This is a genomic window from Actinacidiphila sp. bgisy167, from assembly GCF_965342175.1.
Lineage (GTDB): Bacteria > Actinomycetota > Actinomycetes > Streptomycetales > Streptomycetaceae > Actinacidiphila.
Map to the genome: position 1 here is coordinate 18837 of NZ_CBDRBL010000029.1, position 19186 is coordinate 38022.

The following is a 19186-nucleotide window of genomic DNA, read 5'->3' on the forward strand; positions in this document are numbered from 1 at the left end:
GGGGCATCCGCTGCGGGAAGCCGATCCGACGACGATCCTCGCGTCGTTCGAAAGGAGCGCATCCATGGGCACGATCAGCGAATCCGTCGACGTCGGCGTCCCGCTGCACACCGCGTACAACCAGTGGACCCAGTTCGAGGAGTTCCCGCACTTCATGGAGGGCGTGGAGCAGGTGACCCAGATCGACGACCGGCACAACCACTGGGTGACGAACATCGCCGGCGCCCGCCGGGAGTTCGACACGGAGATCGTCGACCAGCTGGCGGACGAACGCGTCGCCTGGCGCACGGTCAGCGGGGACATCCGGCAACGGGGCGTCGTGACCTTCCAGGAGATCGACCCGTCGCACACCCGGGTCAATCTCGCCATGCAGGTGGAGACCTCGGGGCTCGCCGAGAAGGCCGCCGACGCGCTCGGCGTCCTCGACCGGCGGGCGCGGGGCGACCTGCGGCGGTTCAAGCACTACATCGAGGAACGGGGCAGCGAGTCGGGGGCCTGGCGGGGTCGGGTCGCCCCCGGTGGATGACCGCGGCGAACGGCCCGCGGCCGACGACGCCGACGGGCTCCCCCGCCGCTCCGGGGTGGGGTGCACGGGCAACGTGCGCGACCGGGCTCCGGCAGGCGGTCCGGCCTTCGAGGTCGAGGAGGAGCCTGCTGGCCGGTCCCGGCAGCGGACGGCTGGTCGACCGGAGTCCGCCGCCCGGGGCCCGGCGTGTCTGCGCGGGCCCCGGGCGTCACGCTGCGGCACGATGTGGGGCCGCGCAGAGCGATGGGCCACCCACGGGTGTCGCCACCGGCCGCCGACATGGCCGGCGCTGTCGGTCGACTCGCCGTACCACCGCGACCGGGACTCCGGTCAGGCCAACCGGCGCGTACTGGACCAGGCGCGTCTCCCAGGTTCCGGGATCCCACCGTTGTTCGCCTCGGCTGCCGAACCCGACAGCGAGGTCGACCCGCTGGCGCGGGGGCGGACCCCGCGCCATCACCTGCCGGCCGGCAGGCCCCCACCCCACCCCGGCTGCCGAACGTCGAGGGCCGGGCGGCGGACGGGCTGGGTGGTGCCGCCGAGGGGACGGCGCTGCAGACGGCCCCCACACGGGCGCTGGTGCGCACCGCGCCTCGAAGACCTCTCTCGGGGCGTCCCGGCACCGCGCATGATGCCGCGGCTCACCGCCGTCGCGCTCTGATCGGCCGCCCGTGGATGCCCCCGGGCCGCCACGACATCCCGTTGCCCGTCCGCACAACCTGCGTGCCGCCACCGCGCTCCGCGGGGAACCGAGGGAACTACGCGAACGCGTCGCGCCCGCGCTGGAGCACACCGGCGACCTGCCCTTCGTCCGCGCCGCCTGGCCGCACCCGCGCTGCCGGGCGGCGGCCCCGACCGGCAGCGCGGGCGGGAAGCGCACCGGGGTGGACACGCCGATCGGGCAGACGGCGCCCGACGGCCGCATGCCCCCGGCGACACCGGGCAGGGGCAACTGCGGGCGACCTGCTCCGTGACATCACCGCACCGACCGACGGAGGACCCGATGGACGCGGTCCGCTACCCCTCGACCGTTCCCCGGACCACTGAGCCGGTGCTGCCCGCGGCGCGCGGCCCCCTCTCCCGCGCCGTGCTCGGCGCCCTCACCGCCGGCCCGCCGGGAACATCGCCGGCACCGGCCGCCGGGGCGCTGGAGGATGCCGATCCCTACGGCGAGGACCTGCAGCTGGCCCTGCACGTCTGCTACGAGCTGCACTACCGGGGCTTCGCCGGGGTGGATCCCGGCTGGGAGTGGGATCCCGGGCTGCTGGGGCTGCGCGGCGCCATGGAGCGCGCCTTCGGGGCGGCGATCCGCGCCGACCTGCCGCCGGGTCCCGAAGGAGGCGAGGCCCGCGACGCCCTCGACCGGGAACTGGAGGGGCTGCTGTGCGAGCCCCGCGACGCTCGCGGCGTGTCGTACTTCCTGCGCGACGAGGGCACCTGGGAGCAGTTGCGGGAGTTCTTCGTGCACCGGTCGGTCTACCAGCTCAAGGAGGCCGATCCGCAGGCCTGGGTCATTCCAAGGCTCACCGGTCAGGCGAAAGCCTCGCTGGTGGCCGTCGAGTACGACGAGTTCGGGGGCGGGCGCGGCGAGCGCGTCCATGCGCGGCTCTACGCCGACCTGCTCCGGGGCGCCGGGCTGGACGCCTCGTACGGGCACTACGTGGACGCCGTGCCGGCCGTCACTCTCGCCACCGTGAACGTGATGTCCTGGATGGGCCTGCACCGGGAACTGCGGGGAGCGCTCGTGGGGCACTTCGCCGCCGCAGAGATCGGCACCTCGCCGTCAGCGCGCCGGACGGTGGAGGCGATCGACCGGCTCGGCGGCGCTGCGGCCTGCCGGCACTTCTACGCGGAGCACATCGAGGCCGACGCGGTCCACGAGCAGGTGATGCGCCACGACGTCATCGGCGATCTGCTGGCCCGCGAGCCCGGCCTGACCGCCGACGTCCTGCTGGGGGTCCGCGCCACGGCGCTGCTGGAGGGGCGCCTGGAGGAGCACCTGCTGAACGCGTGGCGGGCCGGGCGCACATCGCTGCGCCTCGAGCCGGGGCAGCACTGTCCGCCCGACGGGCCCCTCCACTCCCCTTGCCCTGATTGATCGGTATCACCTGGTTCGCCAGGATCATCCGGGTAAAGTGCACCCCAGAGGCCTGAGCAAGGAGGTCGAGCGATGCGCCCAGCAGCCCCGGGGACCCGGGCGGGCACGGCACGCCGCATGGCGGCCGGCGCCGCCGTCCGCTGAGGCCCCGCGATGGCAGGAGGGGCGGCCCGGTGGCTCCGGCATCCCTACCGGTCCTGGCGGGCCTCCCGGGCGGGCCACATGTGGCTCCAGGGGGGCGAACTGGAGCTGCTGCAGCGCTCCATGGGGTTCGCGGCACTCGGTCTGGTGACGCTCGTACCGCTGCTCATCGTGGTGGCCGCCGCGGTGCCCTTCCACGGCTATGGCTTCGCGCAGTGGCTCGTCGACGGCATGGGACTGTCGGCCGAGCCGGCGCAGGCCGTGAAGGACGTGTTCGCCACCCCCGGCGCGGTGATCAGCAGCACGAGCGGTCTGAGCCTCCTGGCGCTGGCGTTGTTCGGCCTCTCCTTCGCCGCGTGTGTCGAGGTCGGGTACACCCGGATCTGGCAGGTGCCGCCCACCCCATGGCACCACGTGTGGCGGCGGGCGGTGTGGCTGGCCGCGCTGACGGCGTACCTGTTCGCGGAGGCGCAGAGCGGGGCGGTGCTGGGCGAGGGGTGGCCGGACACGGTGTTCCGCGGCGGCACTGCCGTCGTGCTGGGCTTCGCCTTCTTCTGGTGGGGGCAGTACTTCCTGCTGGCCGGGAAGGTGCCGTGGCCGGCGCTGGTGCCGGGGGCACTCGTGACGATGGCCGGCCTCATCGGACTGCGGGTCTTCTCCTCCTACGTGTTCGCCCCGCTGATCGTGACCAATGCCGTCTCCTACGGCGCCGTCGGCACGGTGCTCATCGTCCAGTGCTGGCTCATCGGGGTGGGTTTCGTGGTGTTCGGGGGCGCGCTGCTGGGACGCCATCTGCAGAATCCGGGCACCTGGTTTCCTTCCACACCTTCAGGGCAGGCGGAGGGCAGCGCAGAGCGACTCCCGGAAGGAGAACCCCATGGGTGCCGAGAAGAAGGCCGAGAACACCGGCCAGAAGATGAAGGGCAAGGTCGAGGAGGCCGCGGGGAAACTGACCGGCGATGAGAGCCTTCGGATGAAGGGCAAGGCCGACCAGGTCAAGGGCGATGCCAAGCAGGTCGTCGAGAAGGGCAAGGACACTCTCGACCAGTGATGGCGGCCCACCCGCACAGCGTTCGTGGGTTCGCCGTTCGGGGGAAGTCCGTCGGCCGGCGGGGCGTAGCACGTCCCGTCGGCCGATGTGCGTGTGCCGGTGCCAGTGCCGACCGAACCGCCTCCGAGCGGCAGGATGTTCGCGATCGGTCGGTCCGCCCTGCGGCGGGAGCCGGTCCGGCGGCGGCCAGGCGCCGGCTCATGGGACGTCGGCGCGCGCAGAACCTCAGCCCCTGAGACGTCAGCTGTCGAAGTCCACCGTCAGCGTGTCGGACACCGGATAGCTCTGGCAGGTCAGCACATAGCCCGCGTCGACCTCGGCCGTCTCGAGGGCGAAGTTGCGGCGCATCTCCGCCTTGCCGTCGGTGACGAGCGCCCGGCAGGTGCCGCAGACCCCGCCCTTGCAGGCGAAGGGAAGATCCGGGCGAGTGCGCTGGGCGCCGTCGAGGACGCTGCGATCGCGCGGCAGCGCGGCCGTGGTGGTGCGGCCGTCGAGGACGACGGTGACCTGGCTGACCGGTCCTTCGGCGGCGACGTCCTCATGGCGCACCGGGGTGACGGGCTCGTCGTCCGCGTAGAACAGCTCCTGGTGCACCCGGTCGCCGGGGACGCCGAGGCCGGCAAGGACCTGCTGGGCGTCGACGACCATGCCGTGGGGGCCGCACAGCCACCAGTGGTCGGCGTTCGGGACGTCGACGAAACCCTCGACGAGGGTGGCGAGCCGTCCTGCGTCGAGGCGGCCGGAGAGCACCTCGGCCTCGCGTGGTTCTCTGGAGAGCACGTGGGCGAGCTGGAACCGGGCGGGGTACAGGTCCTTCAGCTCGGCGAGTTCGTCGGCGAACATGACCGTGTCGGTGCGCCGGTTGCCGTAGAAGAGCGTGACTCGGGAGGCGAGGTCGGCGGCGAGGACGGACTCGGCGATGGAGAGCATCGGGGTGATGCCGGAGCCCGCCGCGATGAGCACATGGTGCCCGGGTTCGGCCAGATCGGGGGTGAAGGCCCCGGTGGGCCCCATGACCTCGACGGTGTCCCCCGGCCGCACCTCGTGCACCAGCCAGGCCGAGAAGAGCCCGCCGGGCACGACGCGCACCCCGATGCGGGGGGCGGTGCCGACCGGAGAGCAGATGGAGTACGAGCGCCGCTCGTCGCGCCCGTCGATCTCGCGGCGCAGCGTGAGGGACTGCCCTGGCGCGAAGGCGAACTCCGCGGCCAGCTCGCGCGGTATGTCGAAGCTGACGGCGGCCGCGTCCTCGCAGAGCGGCTCGACCGCGGCGACCCGCAGGGCGTGGAAGGCCGGGCGGCGGCGGACCCGCGGGGCCGGCGCCTGCGGGACGGGGAGGGTCGGTGCCATCAGATCTCCTTGACGTACTCGAACGGCTCGCGGCAGGCACGGCAGCGCCACAGGGCCTTGCAGGAGGTGGCGGCGAAGCGTGAGGTCTCCTCGGTGTCCGCTGATCCGCAGCGGGGGCAGGCGACGGCGCGCCGGGTGGCGGTGAGAAGGAGCGGCACTGGGCCGGCGGGGCGCCGCGGCGCCGGCCCGGGGGGTGCGATGCCGTGGGCGGCGAGCTTGCGGCGGCCCTCGGCGGTGATCCAGTCGGTCGTCCACGGCGGGTCCAGGACGGTGCGGATCTCGACCCGGGGGAAACCGGCGGCGCGCAGCCGGGCCGCCACGTCGGCACGCATCTCCGCCATGGCGGGGCAGCCCGAGTAGGTGGGGGTGAGGGCTGCCACGACGGTGCCGTCGGGGCGGACGTCGACGTCACGCAGGACGCCGAGGTCAGCCAGGGTCAGCATCGGCAGCTCGGGGTCGGGCACCTCGGCGGCCACGCGGGCCGCCCGGTGCGCGTCGGCGGGCGCGGTCGCGGCGCTCACCAGACCGCTCCCGGGTGTGCGCGGGCGACGCCCTGCAACTCCGCGAGCAGCGGCGCGAGGTGCTCGGTGTGATCGCCCTCGCGGCCGTGGCCGGGCAGCGGCTCGGCCTCGACCGGGGGCAGCCCGGCGGCCTCGGTGACCTGCCGCAGAACGCCGGCCACCTCGTCCCGCACCTCGGCCGGCTCGGCACCGCAGGTCGCTGCGGCGGTGAAGAGCTCCTCCAGGTAGGGGGCGACCTGTCCCAGACCGGCCCGCATCCGGCGGTGCGACTCCTCGGTGCCGTCGCCGAGCCGTACCGTCCACTCGGCGGCGTACTGCCGGTGGTACGTCACCTCGTTGACGCCCTTGGCGGCGATGGCGGCGAGCACCGGGTCCTGGGCGGTGCGGGCGAGCCGCTCGAGGACGGCGAGCCGCCAGCTGGACGTGACGAGCAGCCGGGCGACGGAGAACGCGAAGTCCCCGCAGGGCAGTTCGGCGAGGCGCACGTTGCGGAAGTCGGGGGCGTCCCGGAGGTAGGCGTAGGCGTCCTCGTCACGGCCGGTGCCGTCCACCTGGCCCGCGCGGGAGTAGAGCAGGCGGGCCTGGCCGAGCAGGTCGAGCCCGATGTTGGCGAGGGCGACCTCCTCCTCCAGCTCGGGCGCACGGGTGCACCACTCGGCCAGGCGCTGGGCGCCGATCAGGGCGTCGTCGCCGAGCGCCAGGCAGCGGGCGGCCAGCACCGCGGCGTCCACGCCCGCCGGCAGGGCGGTGTCCACGCCGTGCAGAGGGTCCTGGAAGCCGGTCCCGAAGGCCCAGCGGGCGTCGCTGTCCTCGTGCCCCTCGGCCAGGGACAGGTAGACGTGCTCGTCGCTCATGCCCTGCTCCTAGATGTGGGGGACGTCATCGGGGATGTCGTAGAAGGTGGGGTGCCGGTAGACCTTGTCGGCGCTGGGGGTGAAAAAGGGATCCTTCTCGTCCCGGGTGGACGCGGCGATGTGCTCCGAGCGCACCACCCAGATGCTCACGCCCTCGTTGCGCCGCGTGTACAGGTCGCGGGCGTGGGTGAGCGCCATGCGGTCGTCGGCGGCGTGCAGGGAGCCGACGTGGACGTGGTTCAGGCCGCGCTTGCCGCGGACGAACACCTCGTACAGGGGCCACCCGGCCCGGGTCGTGCTGTCGCCGGTGGTGCTCATGCCACGGCTCCTTCCTGTGCCCGGGCCGCCTGCTTGGCGGCGTGGGCGGTCGCGGCCTCGCGCACCCAGGCGCCTTCCTCGTGGGCCGAGCGGCGACGGGCCATCCGCTCGGCGTTGCAGGGTCCCTCACCGCTGATCACGCGCTGCAGCTCCGACCAGTCGGGGGTGCCGAAGTCGTGCCGGCCGCGCTCCTCGTTCCAGCGCAGCTCCGGGTCGGGCAGGGTCACGCCGAGCCTCTCGGCCTGCGGGACGGTCATGTCGACGAAGCGCTGGCGCAGTTCGTCGTTGCTGTGGCGCTTGATCTTCCAGGCCATCGAGGCGGCCGAGTTGGGCGAGTCGCCGTCCGGCGGGCCGAACATCATCAGGGAGGGCCACCACCAGCGGTCCACCGCGTCCTGCACCATCGCCCGCTGGGCCTCGGTGCCGCGCATCATCGTCATCAGCAACTCGTAGCCCTGCCGCTGGTGGAAGGACTCCTCCTTGCAGATGCGCACCATGGCGCGGGCGTACGGCCCGTAGGAGGAGCGGCACAGGGGCACCTGGTTGCAGATGGCGGCGCCGTCGACGAACCAGCCGATGACACCGACGTCGGCGAAGCTGAGCGTCGGGTAGTTGAAGATCGAGGAGTACTTCTGGCGGCCCTCGATCAGGCGCTGCGTCAGGTCCTCCCGGTCCACGCCCAGGGTCTCGGCGGCTGAGTAGAGGTAGAGCCCGTGGCCCGCCTCGTCCTGGACCTTCGCGAACAGGATGGCCTTGCGGCGCAGCGAGGGGGCGCGGGTGATCCACTCGCCTTCCGGCTGCATGCCGATGATCTCCGAGTGCGCGTGCTGCGCGATCTGCCGCACCAGCGTCCTGCGGTAGCCCTCGGGCATCCAGTCCCGCGGCTCGATGCGCTGGTCCCGCGCGATCGTGGCGTCGAAGTGCTCCTGGAGCGACGCCTGCGCGTCCTCCGGCGGCACGGTGGCGTTCGGTGTGCTCATCGTCACCAGCTTCCCCTACCGACCATTCGTTCGGTTACCAGTCTGGCGGACTCCGCCGCCCCCGGCAAGCCCTGTGGACAACCGCGCACAGGGCCCGCCGGGGGGCGTCCGTCAGACCCGCTCCACCAGCATCGCCACGCCCTGGCCGACCCCCACGCAGAGGGTGGCGAGGCCGCGGCGGCCGCCCTCGCGCTCCAGACGGCCGAGGAGGGTCAGCAGGATGCGGGCGCCGGAGCAGCCCAGCGGGTGGCCGAGCGCGATGGCGCCGCCGTCGGCGTTCACCCGCTCCTCGTCGAGTCCGAGGCGGCGGATGACCGCGACGGCCTGGGCGGCGAAGGCCTCGTTGAGTTCCACCGCGTCCAGGTCGCCGGTCTTCCACCCGGCGCGCCCGAGGGCCTTCTCCGTCGCCGGCACGGGGCCCAGGCCCATGACATGGGGCTCGACGCCGGCGGTGGCCGTGGTGACGATCCGGGCGCGCGGCGTGAGGCCGTACCGCTCGACGGCCTCCCGCCCCGCGACGACGAGGGCGGCGGCGCCGTCGGAGAGCGGGGAGGACGAGCCGGCGGTCACGACCCCGTCCTTGCGGAAGACGGTGCGCAGCGCCCCCAGCTTCTCCAGGCTGGTGGAGGGCCGCGGCCCCTCGTCGCGGCGGACCTCGCCGTCCTTGACGGCGACCGGCACGATCTCGCGGTCGAAGTGCCCGGCCTCCTGGGCCGCGACGGCCCGCTGGTGGCTCCGCAGCGCGAAGGCGTCGGACTCGGCGCGGGTGATCCCGTCCAGGGCGGCGACCTCCTCCGCGGTCTCCCCCATGGTCAGGGTGTCCTTGGCGGTGAAGCGCGGGTTCGTGAAGCGCCAGCCGAGAGAGGTGTCGTACACCTCGCCGGGCTTGGCCCACGGGGTTCCGGGCTTGGCCATCACCCAGGGGGCGCGGGTCATCGACTCCACCCCTCCCGCCACGACCAGGCCGGCCTCGCCGGACCGGATCGCCTGCGCCGCCGAGGCGACGGCGGTGAGACCGGAGGCACAGAGCCGGTTGACGGTATAGCCGGGCACCGTGTGCGGCAGGCCGGCCAGCAGCACGGCGAGCCGGGCGACGTCGCGGTTGTCCTCGCCCGCCTGGTTGGCGGCGCCCAGGATCACCTCGTCCACGGCCTCGGCCGGGATCCCGGCACGGTTCACGGCCTCGCCGACCACGAGTGCGGCCAGGTCGTCGGGGCGCACGGAGGCCAGGGCGCCGCCGTAGCGGCCCTGCGGGGTGCGGGCGCCGTCGATCAGGAAGACCTCGTCCGCGGGGCGCGCGGGAAGCTGCTGGGACATGCGTTCCACCTCTTGACAGGCAGTTCGGCTGCTGGATTACCTTGGGCGTGCCGCACGCTAACCGAATGTTCGGTCGGTTCACAAGGGTGGTGACGCTCGTGAGGGGTGCCATGGACCAGGCGCAGGGCCCGGCCCAGCACATGTTCGCCGCGGACACGGCGTCGCAGAGCCTCGGCATCGAACTCCTCGAAGCAGGCGAGGGGGCGGCCGCGCTCCGCATGACCGTCACGCCCGCGATGGTCAACGGGCACGGGATCGCCCACGGGGGCTACCTCTTCCTGTTCGCCGACACCGCCTTCGCCTGCGCCTGCAACAGCCACGGCCCCGTGACCGTGGCCGCCGGGGCCGACATCACCTTCGTCGCCCCCGTCCGGGAGGGCGACGAACTCGTCGCCCTGGCGAAGGAGCGCACCCGCTTCGGCCGCAGCGGCATCTACGACGTGACCATCCTGCGGGGCGAGCAGGTGGTCGCCGAGTTCCGCGGGCGCAGCCGCAGCATCGGGAGCACGAAGGAGAACGGATGAGCAGCGAGCCGACGGAGCGGGCGACCGCGGGGACGCGCCTGGGAGAGCCGCTCCCCCACGGGCTGCTCGACTCCGCCGAGAAGCTGGACGTCGGGGAACTGCGGGAGCTCCAACTCTCCCGGCTGCGGGCGACGTTGCGCCATGCCTACGACAATGTCGAGACGTACCGGAAGAAGTTCGACGAGGCCGGCCTGCGCCCCGAGGACTGCGCCCGCCTGGACGACCTGGCGCGCTTCCCGTTCACCACCAAGGCCGACCTGCGCGACACCTACCCCTTCGGCATGTTCGCCGTCCCCATGGAGCAGGTGCGCCGCGTCCACGCGTCCAGCGGCACGACGGGCCTGCCCACCGTGGTGGGCTACACCGAGGGCGATCTGTCGATGTGGGCCGACGTGATGGCGCGCTCCATACGCGCCGCCGGCGGGCGCCCCGGCCACAAGGTGCACATCTCCTACGGCTACGGCCTGTTCACCGGCGGCCTGGGCGCCCACTACGGCGCCGAGCGCGCCGGGTGCACGGTGATCCCCGCCTCCGGCGGCATGACGGCACGCCAGGTGCAGATCATCCAGGACTTCAAGCCCGAGATCATCATGGTCACCCCGTCGTACATGCTCACCCTGCTCGACGAGTTCGAGCGCCAGGGCATCGACCCCCGCGGCACCTCGCTGCGGGTCGGCATCTTCGGCGCGGAGCCGTGGACGGAGCAGATGCGCCGCGAGATCGAGGAGCGCATGGACATCCACGCGGTCGACGTCTACGGCCTGTCGGAGGTGATCGGCCCGGGCGTCGCCCAGGAGTGCGTGGAGACCAAGGACGGCCTGCACGTGTGGGAGGACCACTTCTATCCCGAGATCGTCGACCCGGTCACGGGTGAGCCGCTGCCCGAGGGTGAGGAGGGCGAGCTGGTCCTCACCTCCCTCGCCAAGGAGGCGCTGCCGGTCGTCCGCTACCGCACCCGCGACCTGACCCGCCTGCTGCCCGGCACCGCGCGTCCCGCCTTCCGCCGCATACAGAAGATCACCGGTCGCTCCGACGACATGCTCATCGTGCGCGGCGTGAACGTCTTCCCCAGCCAGATCGAGGAGATCGTGCTGCGCACACCCGGAGTGGCCCCGCACTTCCAGATCCGGCTCACCACGCGCGGCCGCATGGACCACATGGAGGTCGTGGTCGAAGCGCGCCCCGACGCCGCCGCGATCGTGCGCGAGGAGGCGGCCCGCTCCATCGCGGCTGAGGTCAAGGACGGCGTGGGCGTCAGCGTCGAGGTGACGGTCGTCGATCCCGACACCGTCGAGCGCTCCGTCGGCAAGATCCGCCGCGTCAGGGACCTGCGGGCCCGTTAGCCGTTCCCGGCCCGGCGTCGCCGTGCCCGCACGGCGACGGCCGAAGGAGCGCCGGCCGTCCGGCGCCGGCGCGTGGCACGGGGTGCTCCCGAACCACGCGCCCGTGCTGTCGGATCGGTCGGCCGGACGCCCGCCCGTGCCGCGTGACCGGACTCACGCGGCGGGCACGGTCCAACTCTGGTTGCTCGAACCGGCGCAGTCCCAGATCTGCAGCCGGGTGCCATTGGCCGAACTCGGCCCCGTCGCGTCCAGGCAGCGCCCGGACGCGGGATTCACGAGGGCTCGAGAGGACGCGTCGTAGGCCCACTTCTGCGCGCCGGTGCCGTTGCAGTCGTACAGCTGCACCTTGGTTCCGTTGGACAGACCGGCCCCGGTGAGGTCCAGGCACTTGCCCAGGGCGCGGATGGAACCATTCGCCGTCATCGTCCACTGCTGGGCAGCAGAGCCGTTGCAGTCGTACAACTGCACGGCGGTTCCGTTGGCGCTGGACGCGGCCGCCACGTCGACGCATTTCCCGCCGATCCCGGTGATCGGCCCGGTCGGCCGGGTGCTTGTGTCCCCGCCGGACGAACCGCCGGCCGAGGAGATGATGTACAGGCTGTCGATGATGCCCAGTCCGGAGCCGTTCACCAGCTTGAAGGTGTGCTGCCCCGAGGTGAGACCGGTCTTCTCAAACACCACCACTTGTGACTGCCGGGGGCCGGAGGCTCTGAGATCAACGGTTCTCTGGAACTTCCCGTCGATGTAGACGTCGACGGTGCCCTCGTCCCCGTACCGCTCCGAGAGGTACCGGACACCGGTCCCGCTGAAGGTGTAGGTCGCGACCGCACCCGGCGTACTGGAGTGGTGGACGTCGTCGTTCAGGTCGCCCACCCCTCGGTTGGTGGCGTGATTCCAGTGGGTGTCGTAGGCGAGGGCGTCGTCGTTCACCACCGGCGAGGCGTTGCTCTGCCAGCTGTTGCCCGCCAGGGTGCTGGTGAAGTCGATGGAATTGTTAACGAACGCGTTCACGCCGGAACGCAGGTTCTTCGCCGTGTTGTCCGTGAAGGACCCCGTGCCGGCAACTCCGGCGTTCACCAGGATCGCCTGCTCGGCCGGACCATCGATCGTGTTGCCCGTCACCGTCGCGTTCACGCGCGCGCGATCGATGAAAAGGCCCGCGTGGAGAGCTCCACGCAGGGTGTTGCCGGTCATGGTGACGTTCGTGTACGCGTTCGCGAACCGTGAGGAAGCGGCTGGTGAGCTGATCCGCACGCCGTGCCGCGCACCGTTCCACCCGCCACCGCCGATCAACACGTTCCCGCTGATCGTTGCCGAGTCCACCGGGCGTCCCGAGTCGGCGTAGACACCGATGTCCATGGCGCTGTCCGACGAGACGCTGTTCACCAGGTTGTTCATGACCTGGACGTCCTTCCCGCCGGCGACCCGGATGCCGTTGGCCCACCAGGGCGCGACAGCGGTGTTGTCGAGGATCTTGGCGCCGACGATCTGGGGGTTGGTGCCGTCGGCGCCGGAATCGGAGTACGTGGCGAAGGAGTCGTCACCCGTACCGCGGGCGAAGCAGTTGCGGACGACAACGTTGTCGCCGCGCTTGTCAGCGGAGTTTCCGTTGTTGATGTTGAACCCGTCGCCATAGGAGTCGCTGGTACGGCTGTTCTCCATCAGGCCGTCGCTGCCGGAGAGCCAGTTGGCGTCGGTGTGCCGGGTCCATACCCGATTCACGTGCCATCCGAGCGCGCCCATGCTCTGGATGCCGTAGTCGGCCCCCCCGCCCGTACCCCGCCATACGGCGTTCCCGTCGATCTGCAGGTCACTCAGGTCGGTGCCCGAGCCCACCAGAACCTGGGACCGCCATCCGGCCGGAGAGGGCAGTGGGACCTTGTGGTAAAGCGTGGTGTACCACATGCCGGCGCCCTCGACCGTCACACCTGTGAAGTCCAGCGTCGCGGACACCAGGCTGCTCGTGAGGTATGTGCCCGCCGGGATCCACACCGGTCGGCCCTGCGCCCGGGCCGCGTTCACCGTGTTCTGGATCGCGGCGGTCGAGTCCTTGGTGGACGTCGGGTCCGCTCCGAAGTCGACGACCGACAGTGCCTCGCCCGGCTGGTTAAGCGCCGGTCCGACGTTCTCCAGATCGACCGAGTCGATGTCGTACACGGCGGCCGTGTTGCCGGAGTCCTTGCGCAACGTGATGCTGCTTCCCGCTGGGATGGGATCACCCGTGACCCAGACCGGGAAGTCGTTGTAGAAGTGGAACGGCATGCCCCCGCCATGGGGGTCGTCGAGGTTGGTGCTTCCGTTGCGGTAGTTCCATGCCTGAGCCGAACTCAGGGTGATCGGCTGACGGTAGACACCGTCCACATACAGGTTTACCGTGGCCTTGAGGCCGCCGCCGTTCAGAGCGTCGGGTATCGAGGCACGCACCACAAGGGTGTTGGCCTGCTCGCCCGACGCATTCCGAATCGACACCGAGTCGCCGGTGTTCGTCAGTTCGACAAGGGCGTAGCCCGAGGCCTCGGTCTCGATCGTGGCGGCGGTGGGCGCCCTTTCTCCCGCCGTGAGGTGGCGCATGCGGGCACCACCGCCCAGCGTTCCGGACTCGGCCTCGACGGTCGTGAAGGGCGTTGCCGCCCCGGCCGGTTGATCTGCCTGCGCGGCGGCATGTGCCTGGCTTCCGGAGCCAGGGGAGACTCCCAGGACACTGGCAAGGAGCAACGCGGCCCCGAGCAGCGGCAGCACGGTTCTTCGGGCGCTGTGCATGTCATCTCTCCGTGTGGTGCGTGTTGAGCTGAGCCTGCCGATCCTACGTCGTCGACCGGTCTCCTCGCGAAGTCGCCCTGCGGTGAGGGACTTCGCAGGGTCGTCACGCCGCGTCGACCGGAAGTCGGCGCCTCCCGCGCACGTCGTCCTCAGCAAATCCGTCGCTCACTTCGGGCCACCCGGCCGCACGTCGTTCAAAAGCGGCGTGGCGACCGCACCACACACCGCAGGTCCTCATCCGCGACGCCAAGTGCAGCACCCAGCCCCCGTGAGCCGTGGTGAGGAGCGGGTGCCGATGCGACCGCCCGGACGCCGGCTGAGGGGGCATGCAGAAGACGTCCGTCGTCGCCTACGGTGAGGCCCCATCAAGGGGGCACGCCGGGTTCTCCGGTCCATGTCGAACGACAACCACGGGAGAACGAGGGTTGTACGGACTTGCCGCCTCGACTCCACAGGTGCGGCTGCACTTCACGCTGCCCTCAAGAGCGCGCGGAAGAAGGCGAGGGCTCGCTCGCCGTCCTCCATCCCGCCGCCCTCGTGGCCGTTCCAGGGCCAGACGTCGATCTCCTTGGGGCCCGCGTACGCGTTGTATGCCGCGAAGACCGTCGAGGGCGGTGTGATCTCGTCCATCAGCGCCGCGGAGAAGCGGGCCGGGATCCTGGCGCGAGCGGCGAAGTTGACGCCGTCGAAGTACGAGAGGGTACGCATGGCCCGCCCGGCGCCGCCGCGGTGGACGGCCAGGTAGCGGCCGATCTCGCGGTACGGGTCCGCGTCCGTGACCACCGCGGCCCGGGGGAAGTCGCACAGGAAGGGGACGTGTGCCACCAGGGCGTGGACCTCGGGGGCGAGGGCGGCGACGGCGAGCGCGGTGCCGCCGCCCTGGCTCGCGCCGAGGACCGCGATCCGTCCGGGGTCCACCGAGGGCAGCGTGCGGACGGCGTCCACGGCGCGGAAGGCGTCCGTGAACAGGCGGCGGTAGTAGTACGTGCGGGGGTCGTCGATGCCGCGGGTCATCATCCCGGGGGCCTGCGGGCCCGTGGTGCCGGAGTCGGGCGTGTCGCCGCGGCTCCAGCCCGAGCCCTGGCCGCGGGTGTCCATGTGGAAGTGGGCGAAACCGGCGGACGCCCAGAACAGGTTGTCCAGCGCGTGTCCCCGGCCGCCGCCGTAGCCGACGTACTGGACGACCGCGGGAAGCGGCCCCTCTGCCTCGTCCGGCAGCCGCAGCCAGGCCCGTACCGGTTCACCGCCGAAACCGGGGAAGGTGACGTCGAAGACGCGCACCGTGCGCAGCCGCGGACCGGCCGCGGGCGTGACGCTGACGGCGGCGGTCCCGGCGGCACGCGACTCGGCGAGCGTCGAACGCCAGAAGTCGTCGAAGTCGGCGGGCGCGGTCTGGGCGCTGCGGTACTCGCGCAGTTCGCCCTCGGGGAGGTCGGTGAACAACAGCGGCTCCGTGGTCAGGGGGCGAGCGGCCGGTAGTCGAACCAGTCGACGTCGGCGACGGTGGTGGAGGGGGCGTGGTGAGCGGTGGCGTACGGGCCGAGCCAGACGCCGAGGAAACCACCCGCGCGGGGCGAGCTGAGGAATCCGCCGTCCACGGCGGCCAGTTCGGTCTCCGCGTCGCCGCCCGCGCCCGCGGGGGCGTAGCGCAGCCCGTAGCGCTGGCCCTCGGCATGGATGCGCAGCACCACGGGCCCGGCGGGCAACGGCGCCTGCGCCACAAGGCGTTGCTCACCGCCGGTACGGACCGCGGCGAGCACGCGGCGCCCGCCGCGGCCGTCGCCGGCGACCGCGAGCACCAGATGGTCCGCCTCGGACTGCCGGACGGCGAGCCCGGCCCACTCCTGCGCCGTCCGGGGCGCCACATCAAGGAGCGCGGCCACGCTGACGTCCTGGTGCTGCTGGCGCCGGCCGAGGAAGCACGGGGTGCCGACCTCGGCGAGCGTGGCGGGACCGAGCGGCAGCCGGAGCCAGCCGGGGCGTGCGGTCAGCGACCAGAAGGGCTCCCCGGTGCGCACCTGGTTCCACCGCGGGTCCAGGCGGGGACCGTCGTAGTCGTCGCGGAACGGCTCCTCGTGCGGCGGCCCGGCGGCGGCCCCGCCGGAAACCGCCTGCGCGGCGGCGGCCACCGCGGGCGGGCGGAAGGGGCCGAGCGTGGTGCCGACACCAGGCGCGAAGAGCGGCCAGCCGTCCTCCCAGCGCACCGGGACGAGGAAGGTCTCCCGCCCGAGGTTGGGGTGGTAGCCGCCGTACGGGCGGCTGCCGAGCAGCACGGCCCACCACTCCCCCGACGCCGTTCGCACCAGGTCGGCGTGGCCGACGCCGACCACGGGGAAGTCGCGGCCCAGGTGGCGGTGGGTGAACACCGGGTTGGCCGGGTTGCCGGTGTACGGGCCGGTGACGTGCTCGGCGCGGGCGACGCTGACGGCGTGACGGTGCTCGGTGCCGCCCCTCCGCCGCCAGCAGGTAGTAGCGGCCGTCCACCTTGTACAGGTGCGGCCCCTCGGCCCACACGGCGCCGTGCAGCGCGCCGCGCCACAGCAGGTGCTCGGGTCCGGTGAGGGCCAGCGCCGCCGTGTCGAACTCCCGCAGCCAGACGTCGGTCTGCCCCTCCCACGCGCCCGGCTCGGCGAGCCGTGTGCCGGTGCACCAGGCGCGGCCGTCGTCGTCGAAGAACAGGGAGGGGTCGATACCGGGTGCGTCGTCCAGCCACACCGGATCGCTCCAGGGCCCGGCGGGGTCGGTGGCGGTGACGACGAAGGTGCCGCCCCGTCCGCTGCCGCCGACGAGGGTGGTCACGACGTAGAACCGGCCCTGGTGGTGCCGGATGGTCGCGGCGAAGACGCCCTCGGAGGACACCACGGAGGCGAGGTCCACCTGCGAGGTGCGGGTGAGGACGTGCCCCACCGGCGTCCAGTGGACCAGGTCGCGGCTGTGGAACACCGGGATGCCCGGGAAGTACTCGAAGGTCGAGGTGACCAGATAGTAGTCCGCCCCGACCCGGCAGACGCTCGGGTCGGGATGGCAGCCCGGCAGGACGGGGTTGGCGACGTTCTCCGACGACACGGCCGCCTCCGCCGTCCCTTCGGGCAGGCTCACCTGGTCTCCTCCGGGGTGCCGGCGACCAGCGCGTGCATCCGCCGGGTGTGGTCCACCTGCCGTGCCGAGCCGGTCAGTTCGGCCCGTACGGTGAAGCGGACGTCGGTGCTCGATGCGGCCAGTCGAACCTCAAGCTCACCCGGTTCCACGACGCGCCGGCCGTCGCGGCCGGTGAAGGCGGCGACGTCGGCCGGGACGGTGACGTCGACCCGCCGCGCCTCGCCCGGCTCCAGCGGCACCCGCAGGTAGCCGACGAGCCGCTGCACCGGCTGGACGACGGAGGCGACCGGGTCGTGCAGATAGACCTGGACGACCTCGCTGCCCGCGCGGTCGCCGGTGTTGCGGACGGTGAAGGACAGTTCGACCTCGCCGTCGGTACCGGTCACCGCCCGGTCGCCGGAGGCACCGTGCACCGTAGGGGCGGACCACTCGAAGGTCGTGTAGGTCAGCCCGTGGCCGAAGCCGAAGGCGGCGGCCGGGTCGATGTTGGACACCTCGCTGGCCCGCGCGAGCGGCGCGGCGAGATAGGTGGAGGGCTGGACGCCCGGGTGGCGCGGCACGCTCACCGGCAGCCGCCCGGACGGGTTGATCCGCCCGCTCAGCACCCCGGCGAGGGCCGGGGTGCCCTCCTGCCCGGGGAAGAAGTGCTGGACGACGGCGGCCGCCTCCTCCACGGCCCGCCCGAGGGCGTAGGGGCGGCCGGCCAGCAGGGTCAGCACGACCGGTGTCCCCGTGTCGAGGAGCGCGTCGAGCAGCCGCTGCTGCACACCGGGCAGCGTGAGCGACTCGGCGTCGCAGCCCTCGCCGCTGGTGCCGCGGCCGAAGAGACCGGCACGGTCGCCGAGCGCGGCCACGACCACGTCGGCGTCCCGGGCCGCCCGTACGGCCGCCGCGATGCCGGAGACGTCGGTGTCGTCGATGCCGCAGCCCGCTGCGGTGACGATCTCGGAGCCGGGGAACTCCGCCACCAGGGCCTGGCGCAGCGTGGGCAGGTCGATGCCGAGCGGGGTGTCCGGGTGCTGCGCGCCGACGTGCACGGGGAAGGAGTAGCAGCCCAGCACCGCGGTCGGGGTCTCCGCCTGGGGGCCGACGAGCGCGATGCGGGCGGGCCGCCCCAGGGGCAGGGTGCCGTCGTTGCTCAGCAGCACGGCGGACCGCTCGGCCAGACGCCGCGACAGCTCGCGGTTGGCCGCGGAGTTGAGGTCGACCGTGCCGCGCAGGCCCTGCGGGTCGGTGAGGTCGGCTTCGGCGAGCGCGGAGGGCACCGGGCTCCACCCGGGGTCGAGCAGGCCGAGCTGCGCCTTCTGGGTCAGGACGCGGCGCAGCGCGCGGTCCACGAGCTTCTCGTCGACCCTGCCCGCGGCGACGGCGTCGCGCAGCGGCTGCCCGAAGGTCTTGACGGTGGGCAGCTCCACGTCGACGCCGGCATGCAGGGCGGTGCCCGCGGCGTCCGCCCAGTCGGCTGCGACACCGTGCAGGGTCTTGAGGAAGGCGATCCCGAAGTAGTCGGCGACGACGGTCCCGTCGAAGCCCCAGGTGTCGCGGAGCAGACCCGTCAGCAGTTCCTCGTCGGCGGCGGAGGGCATGCCGTCGGTGTCGGTGTAGGCGTGCATCACGGACCGGACGCCGCTCTCCCGGACCGCCATCTCGAAGGGCGGCAGGACGACGTCGGCGCGCTCGCGCGGGCCCATGCTGACCGGCGCATGGTTGCGCCCGGCGCGCGAGGCCGAATAGCCGGCGAAGTGCTTGAGGGTGGCCACGATGCCCGCGGACTCCAGGCCCTGGATATAGGCGGTGGCGATGGTGCCGACGAGGTAGGGGTCCTCGCCGATGGTCTCCTCGACCCGGCCCCAGCGCGCGTCGCGGACGACGTCCAGGACGGGGGCGAGACCCTGGTGGACGCCGACCGAGCGCATGTCGCGGCCGATGGCCGCGCCCATCACCCGGACGAGCTCGGGGTCGAAGGAGGCGCCCCAGGACAGCGGGACGGGGTAGGTGGTGGCGCCCCAGGCGGCGAAGCCCGCGAGGCACTCCTCGTGGGCCATGGCCGGGATGCCGAACCGGTTGGCCGCGGCGATCTTCTCCTGGGTGCGCATCAGGGACAGCGCCCCGAGGGCCGGGTCGACGGGGACGGTGCCGAAGGGCCGGGTCAGCTGCCCGAGGCCTTCCGGGACGAGGTCGTCCAGGTTGGGCGGCTCGTCCATGTCGTGCTGGTGGGGGGCGACTTCGGCGCCTTCGCCGGAGGCGCCGACCCAGACCCCGTAGAGCTGGGCGATCTTTTCGTCCAGGGTCATCTCGCGGATG

16 protein-coding genes and 1 pseudogene are annotated in these 19186 nt (G+C 72.6%); 6 read left to right on the top strand and 11 right to left on the bottom strand.

Annotated elements, in window-relative coordinates:
- Positions 1–64 precede the first annotated feature (64 nt).
- From ACRWND_RS14135 to ACRWND_RS14150, 4 genes are all read left to right on the top strand, one after another.
- Entirely contained in the window at positions 65–526 is a 462-nt protein-coding gene (locus ACRWND_RS14135) for an SRPBCC family protein (protein ID WP_431949093.1), read from the top strand.
- Positions 527–1529: 1003 nt separating this feature from the next.
- Positions 1530–2624, top strand: coding sequence for an iron-containing redox enzyme family protein (locus tag ACRWND_RS14140; RefSeq protein ID WP_431949094.1), 1095 nt, complete (start codon positions 1530–1532; stop codon positions 2622–2624).
- Positions 2625–2846: 222 nt separating this feature from the next.
- Entirely contained in the window at positions 2847–3728 is an 882-nt protein-coding gene (locus tag ACRWND_RS14145; protein ID WP_431949095.1) for a ribonuclease BN, read from the top strand.
- The gene (locus ACRWND_RS14150; RefSeq protein ID WP_431949144.1) at positions 3682–3816 is read left to right on the top strand and encodes a CsbD family protein; all 135 of its coding nucleotides are present in this window, start codon (positions 3682–3684) and stop codon (positions 3814–3816) included. The genes ACRWND_RS14145 and ACRWND_RS14150 overlap by 47 nt, the downstream gene beginning before the upstream one ends.
- 240 nt (positions 3817–4056) lie before the next feature.
- On the opposite strand, the gene paaE is transcribed toward ACRWND_RS14150, so the two are convergent.
- The 6 genes from paaE to ACRWND_RS14180 all read right to left on the bottom strand — a co-directional run bounded on the left by paaE (position 4057) and on the right by ACRWND_RS14180 (position 9156).
- Positions 4057–5166: a 1,2-phenylacetyl-CoA epoxidase subunit PaaE gene (gene paaE / locus ACRWND_RS14155; RefSeq protein WP_431949096.1), complete on the bottom strand. Its 1110-nt coding sequence runs from the start codon at positions 5164–5166 to the stop codon at positions 4057–4059.
- The gene (paaD, locus tag ACRWND_RS14160; protein ID WP_431949097.1) at positions 5166–5687 is read right to left on the bottom strand and encodes a 1,2-phenylacetyl-CoA epoxidase subunit PaaD; all 522 of its coding nucleotides are present in this window, start codon (positions 5685–5687) and stop codon (positions 5166–5168) included. Before paaD ends, paaE begins: the two co-directional genes overlap by 1 nt.
- On the bottom strand, positions 5684–6541 hold the full coding sequence (gene paaC / locus ACRWND_RS14165) for a 1,2-phenylacetyl-CoA epoxidase subunit PaaC (RefSeq protein ID WP_431949098.1): 858 nt from the start codon (positions 6539–6541) through the stop codon (positions 5684–5686). The genes paaD and paaC overlap by 4 nt, the downstream gene beginning before the upstream one ends.
- Positions 6542–6550: 9 nt before the next feature.
- A complete protein-coding gene (gene paaB, locus ACRWND_RS14170) occupies positions 6551–6859 on the bottom strand; it encodes a 1,2-phenylacetyl-CoA epoxidase subunit PaaB (RefSeq protein WP_431949099.1) in 309 nt (102 codons plus the stop codon).
- Positions 6856–7839 carry a 1,2-phenylacetyl-CoA epoxidase subunit PaaA gene (gene paaA / locus ACRWND_RS14175; RefSeq protein ID WP_431949100.1) on the bottom strand — a complete coding sequence of 328 codons (984 nt, stop codon included), beginning with the start codon at positions 7837–7839 and terminating at the stop codon, positions 6856–6858. Before paaA ends, paaB begins: the two co-directional genes overlap by 4 nt.
- Positions 7840–7950: 111 nt before the next feature.
- Complete coding sequence (locus ACRWND_RS14180; RefSeq protein ID WP_431949101.1) at positions 7951–9156, bottom strand: thiolase family protein; 1206 nt, start codon at positions 9154–9156, stop codon at positions 7951–7953.
- A gap of 110 nt (positions 9157–9266) precedes the next feature.
- On the opposite strand from ACRWND_RS14180, the gene paaI reads away from it, so the two are divergent.
- Complete coding sequence (gene paaI / locus ACRWND_RS14185; RefSeq protein WP_431949102.1) at positions 9267–9680, top strand: hydroxyphenylacetyl-CoA thioesterase PaaI; 414 nt, start codon at positions 9267–9269, stop codon at positions 9678–9680.
- Positions 9677–11023, top strand: a complete 1347-nt coding sequence (gene paaK / locus ACRWND_RS14190; protein WP_431949103.1) for a phenylacetate--CoA ligase PaaK — start codon at positions 9677–9679, stop codon at positions 11021–11023. Before paaI ends, paaK begins: the two co-directional genes overlap by 4 nt.
- A gap of 153 nt (positions 11024–11176) precedes the next feature.
- On the opposite strand, the gene ACRWND_RS14195 is transcribed toward paaK, so the two are convergent.
- From ACRWND_RS14195 to ACRWND_RS14215, 5 genes and pseudogenes are all read right to left on the bottom strand, one after another.
- The gene (locus ACRWND_RS14195) at positions 11177–13783 is read right to left on the bottom strand and encodes a ricin-type beta-trefoil lectin domain protein (protein WP_431949104.1); all 2607 of its coding nucleotides are present in this window, start codon (positions 13781–13783) and stop codon (positions 11177–11179) included.
- Positions 13784–14251: 468 nt separating this feature from the next.
- A complete protein-coding gene (locus ACRWND_RS14200; RefSeq protein ID WP_431949145.1) occupies positions 14252–15229 on the bottom strand; it encodes an acetylxylan esterase in 978 nt (325 codons plus the stop codon).
- Positions 15230–15240: 11 nt separating this feature from the next.
- A complete protein-coding gene (locus ACRWND_RS14205; RefSeq protein WP_431949105.1) occupies positions 15241–16149 on the bottom strand; it encodes a family 43 glycosylhydrolase in 909 nt (302 codons plus the stop codon).
- Between the two features lie 121 nt (positions 16150–16270).
- A pseudogene (locus ACRWND_RS14210) lies at positions 16271–16882 on the bottom strand (family 43 glycosylhydrolase); the annotation flags it as partial.
- Positions 16879–19176, bottom strand: a complete 2298-nt coding sequence (locus ACRWND_RS14215) for a beta-glucosidase (protein ID WP_431949146.1) — start codon at positions 19174–19176, stop codon at positions 16879–16881. The pseudogene ACRWND_RS14210 and the gene ACRWND_RS14215, both read right to left, overlap by 4 nt.
- Between the last annotated feature and the right edge of the window lie 10 nt (positions 19177–19186).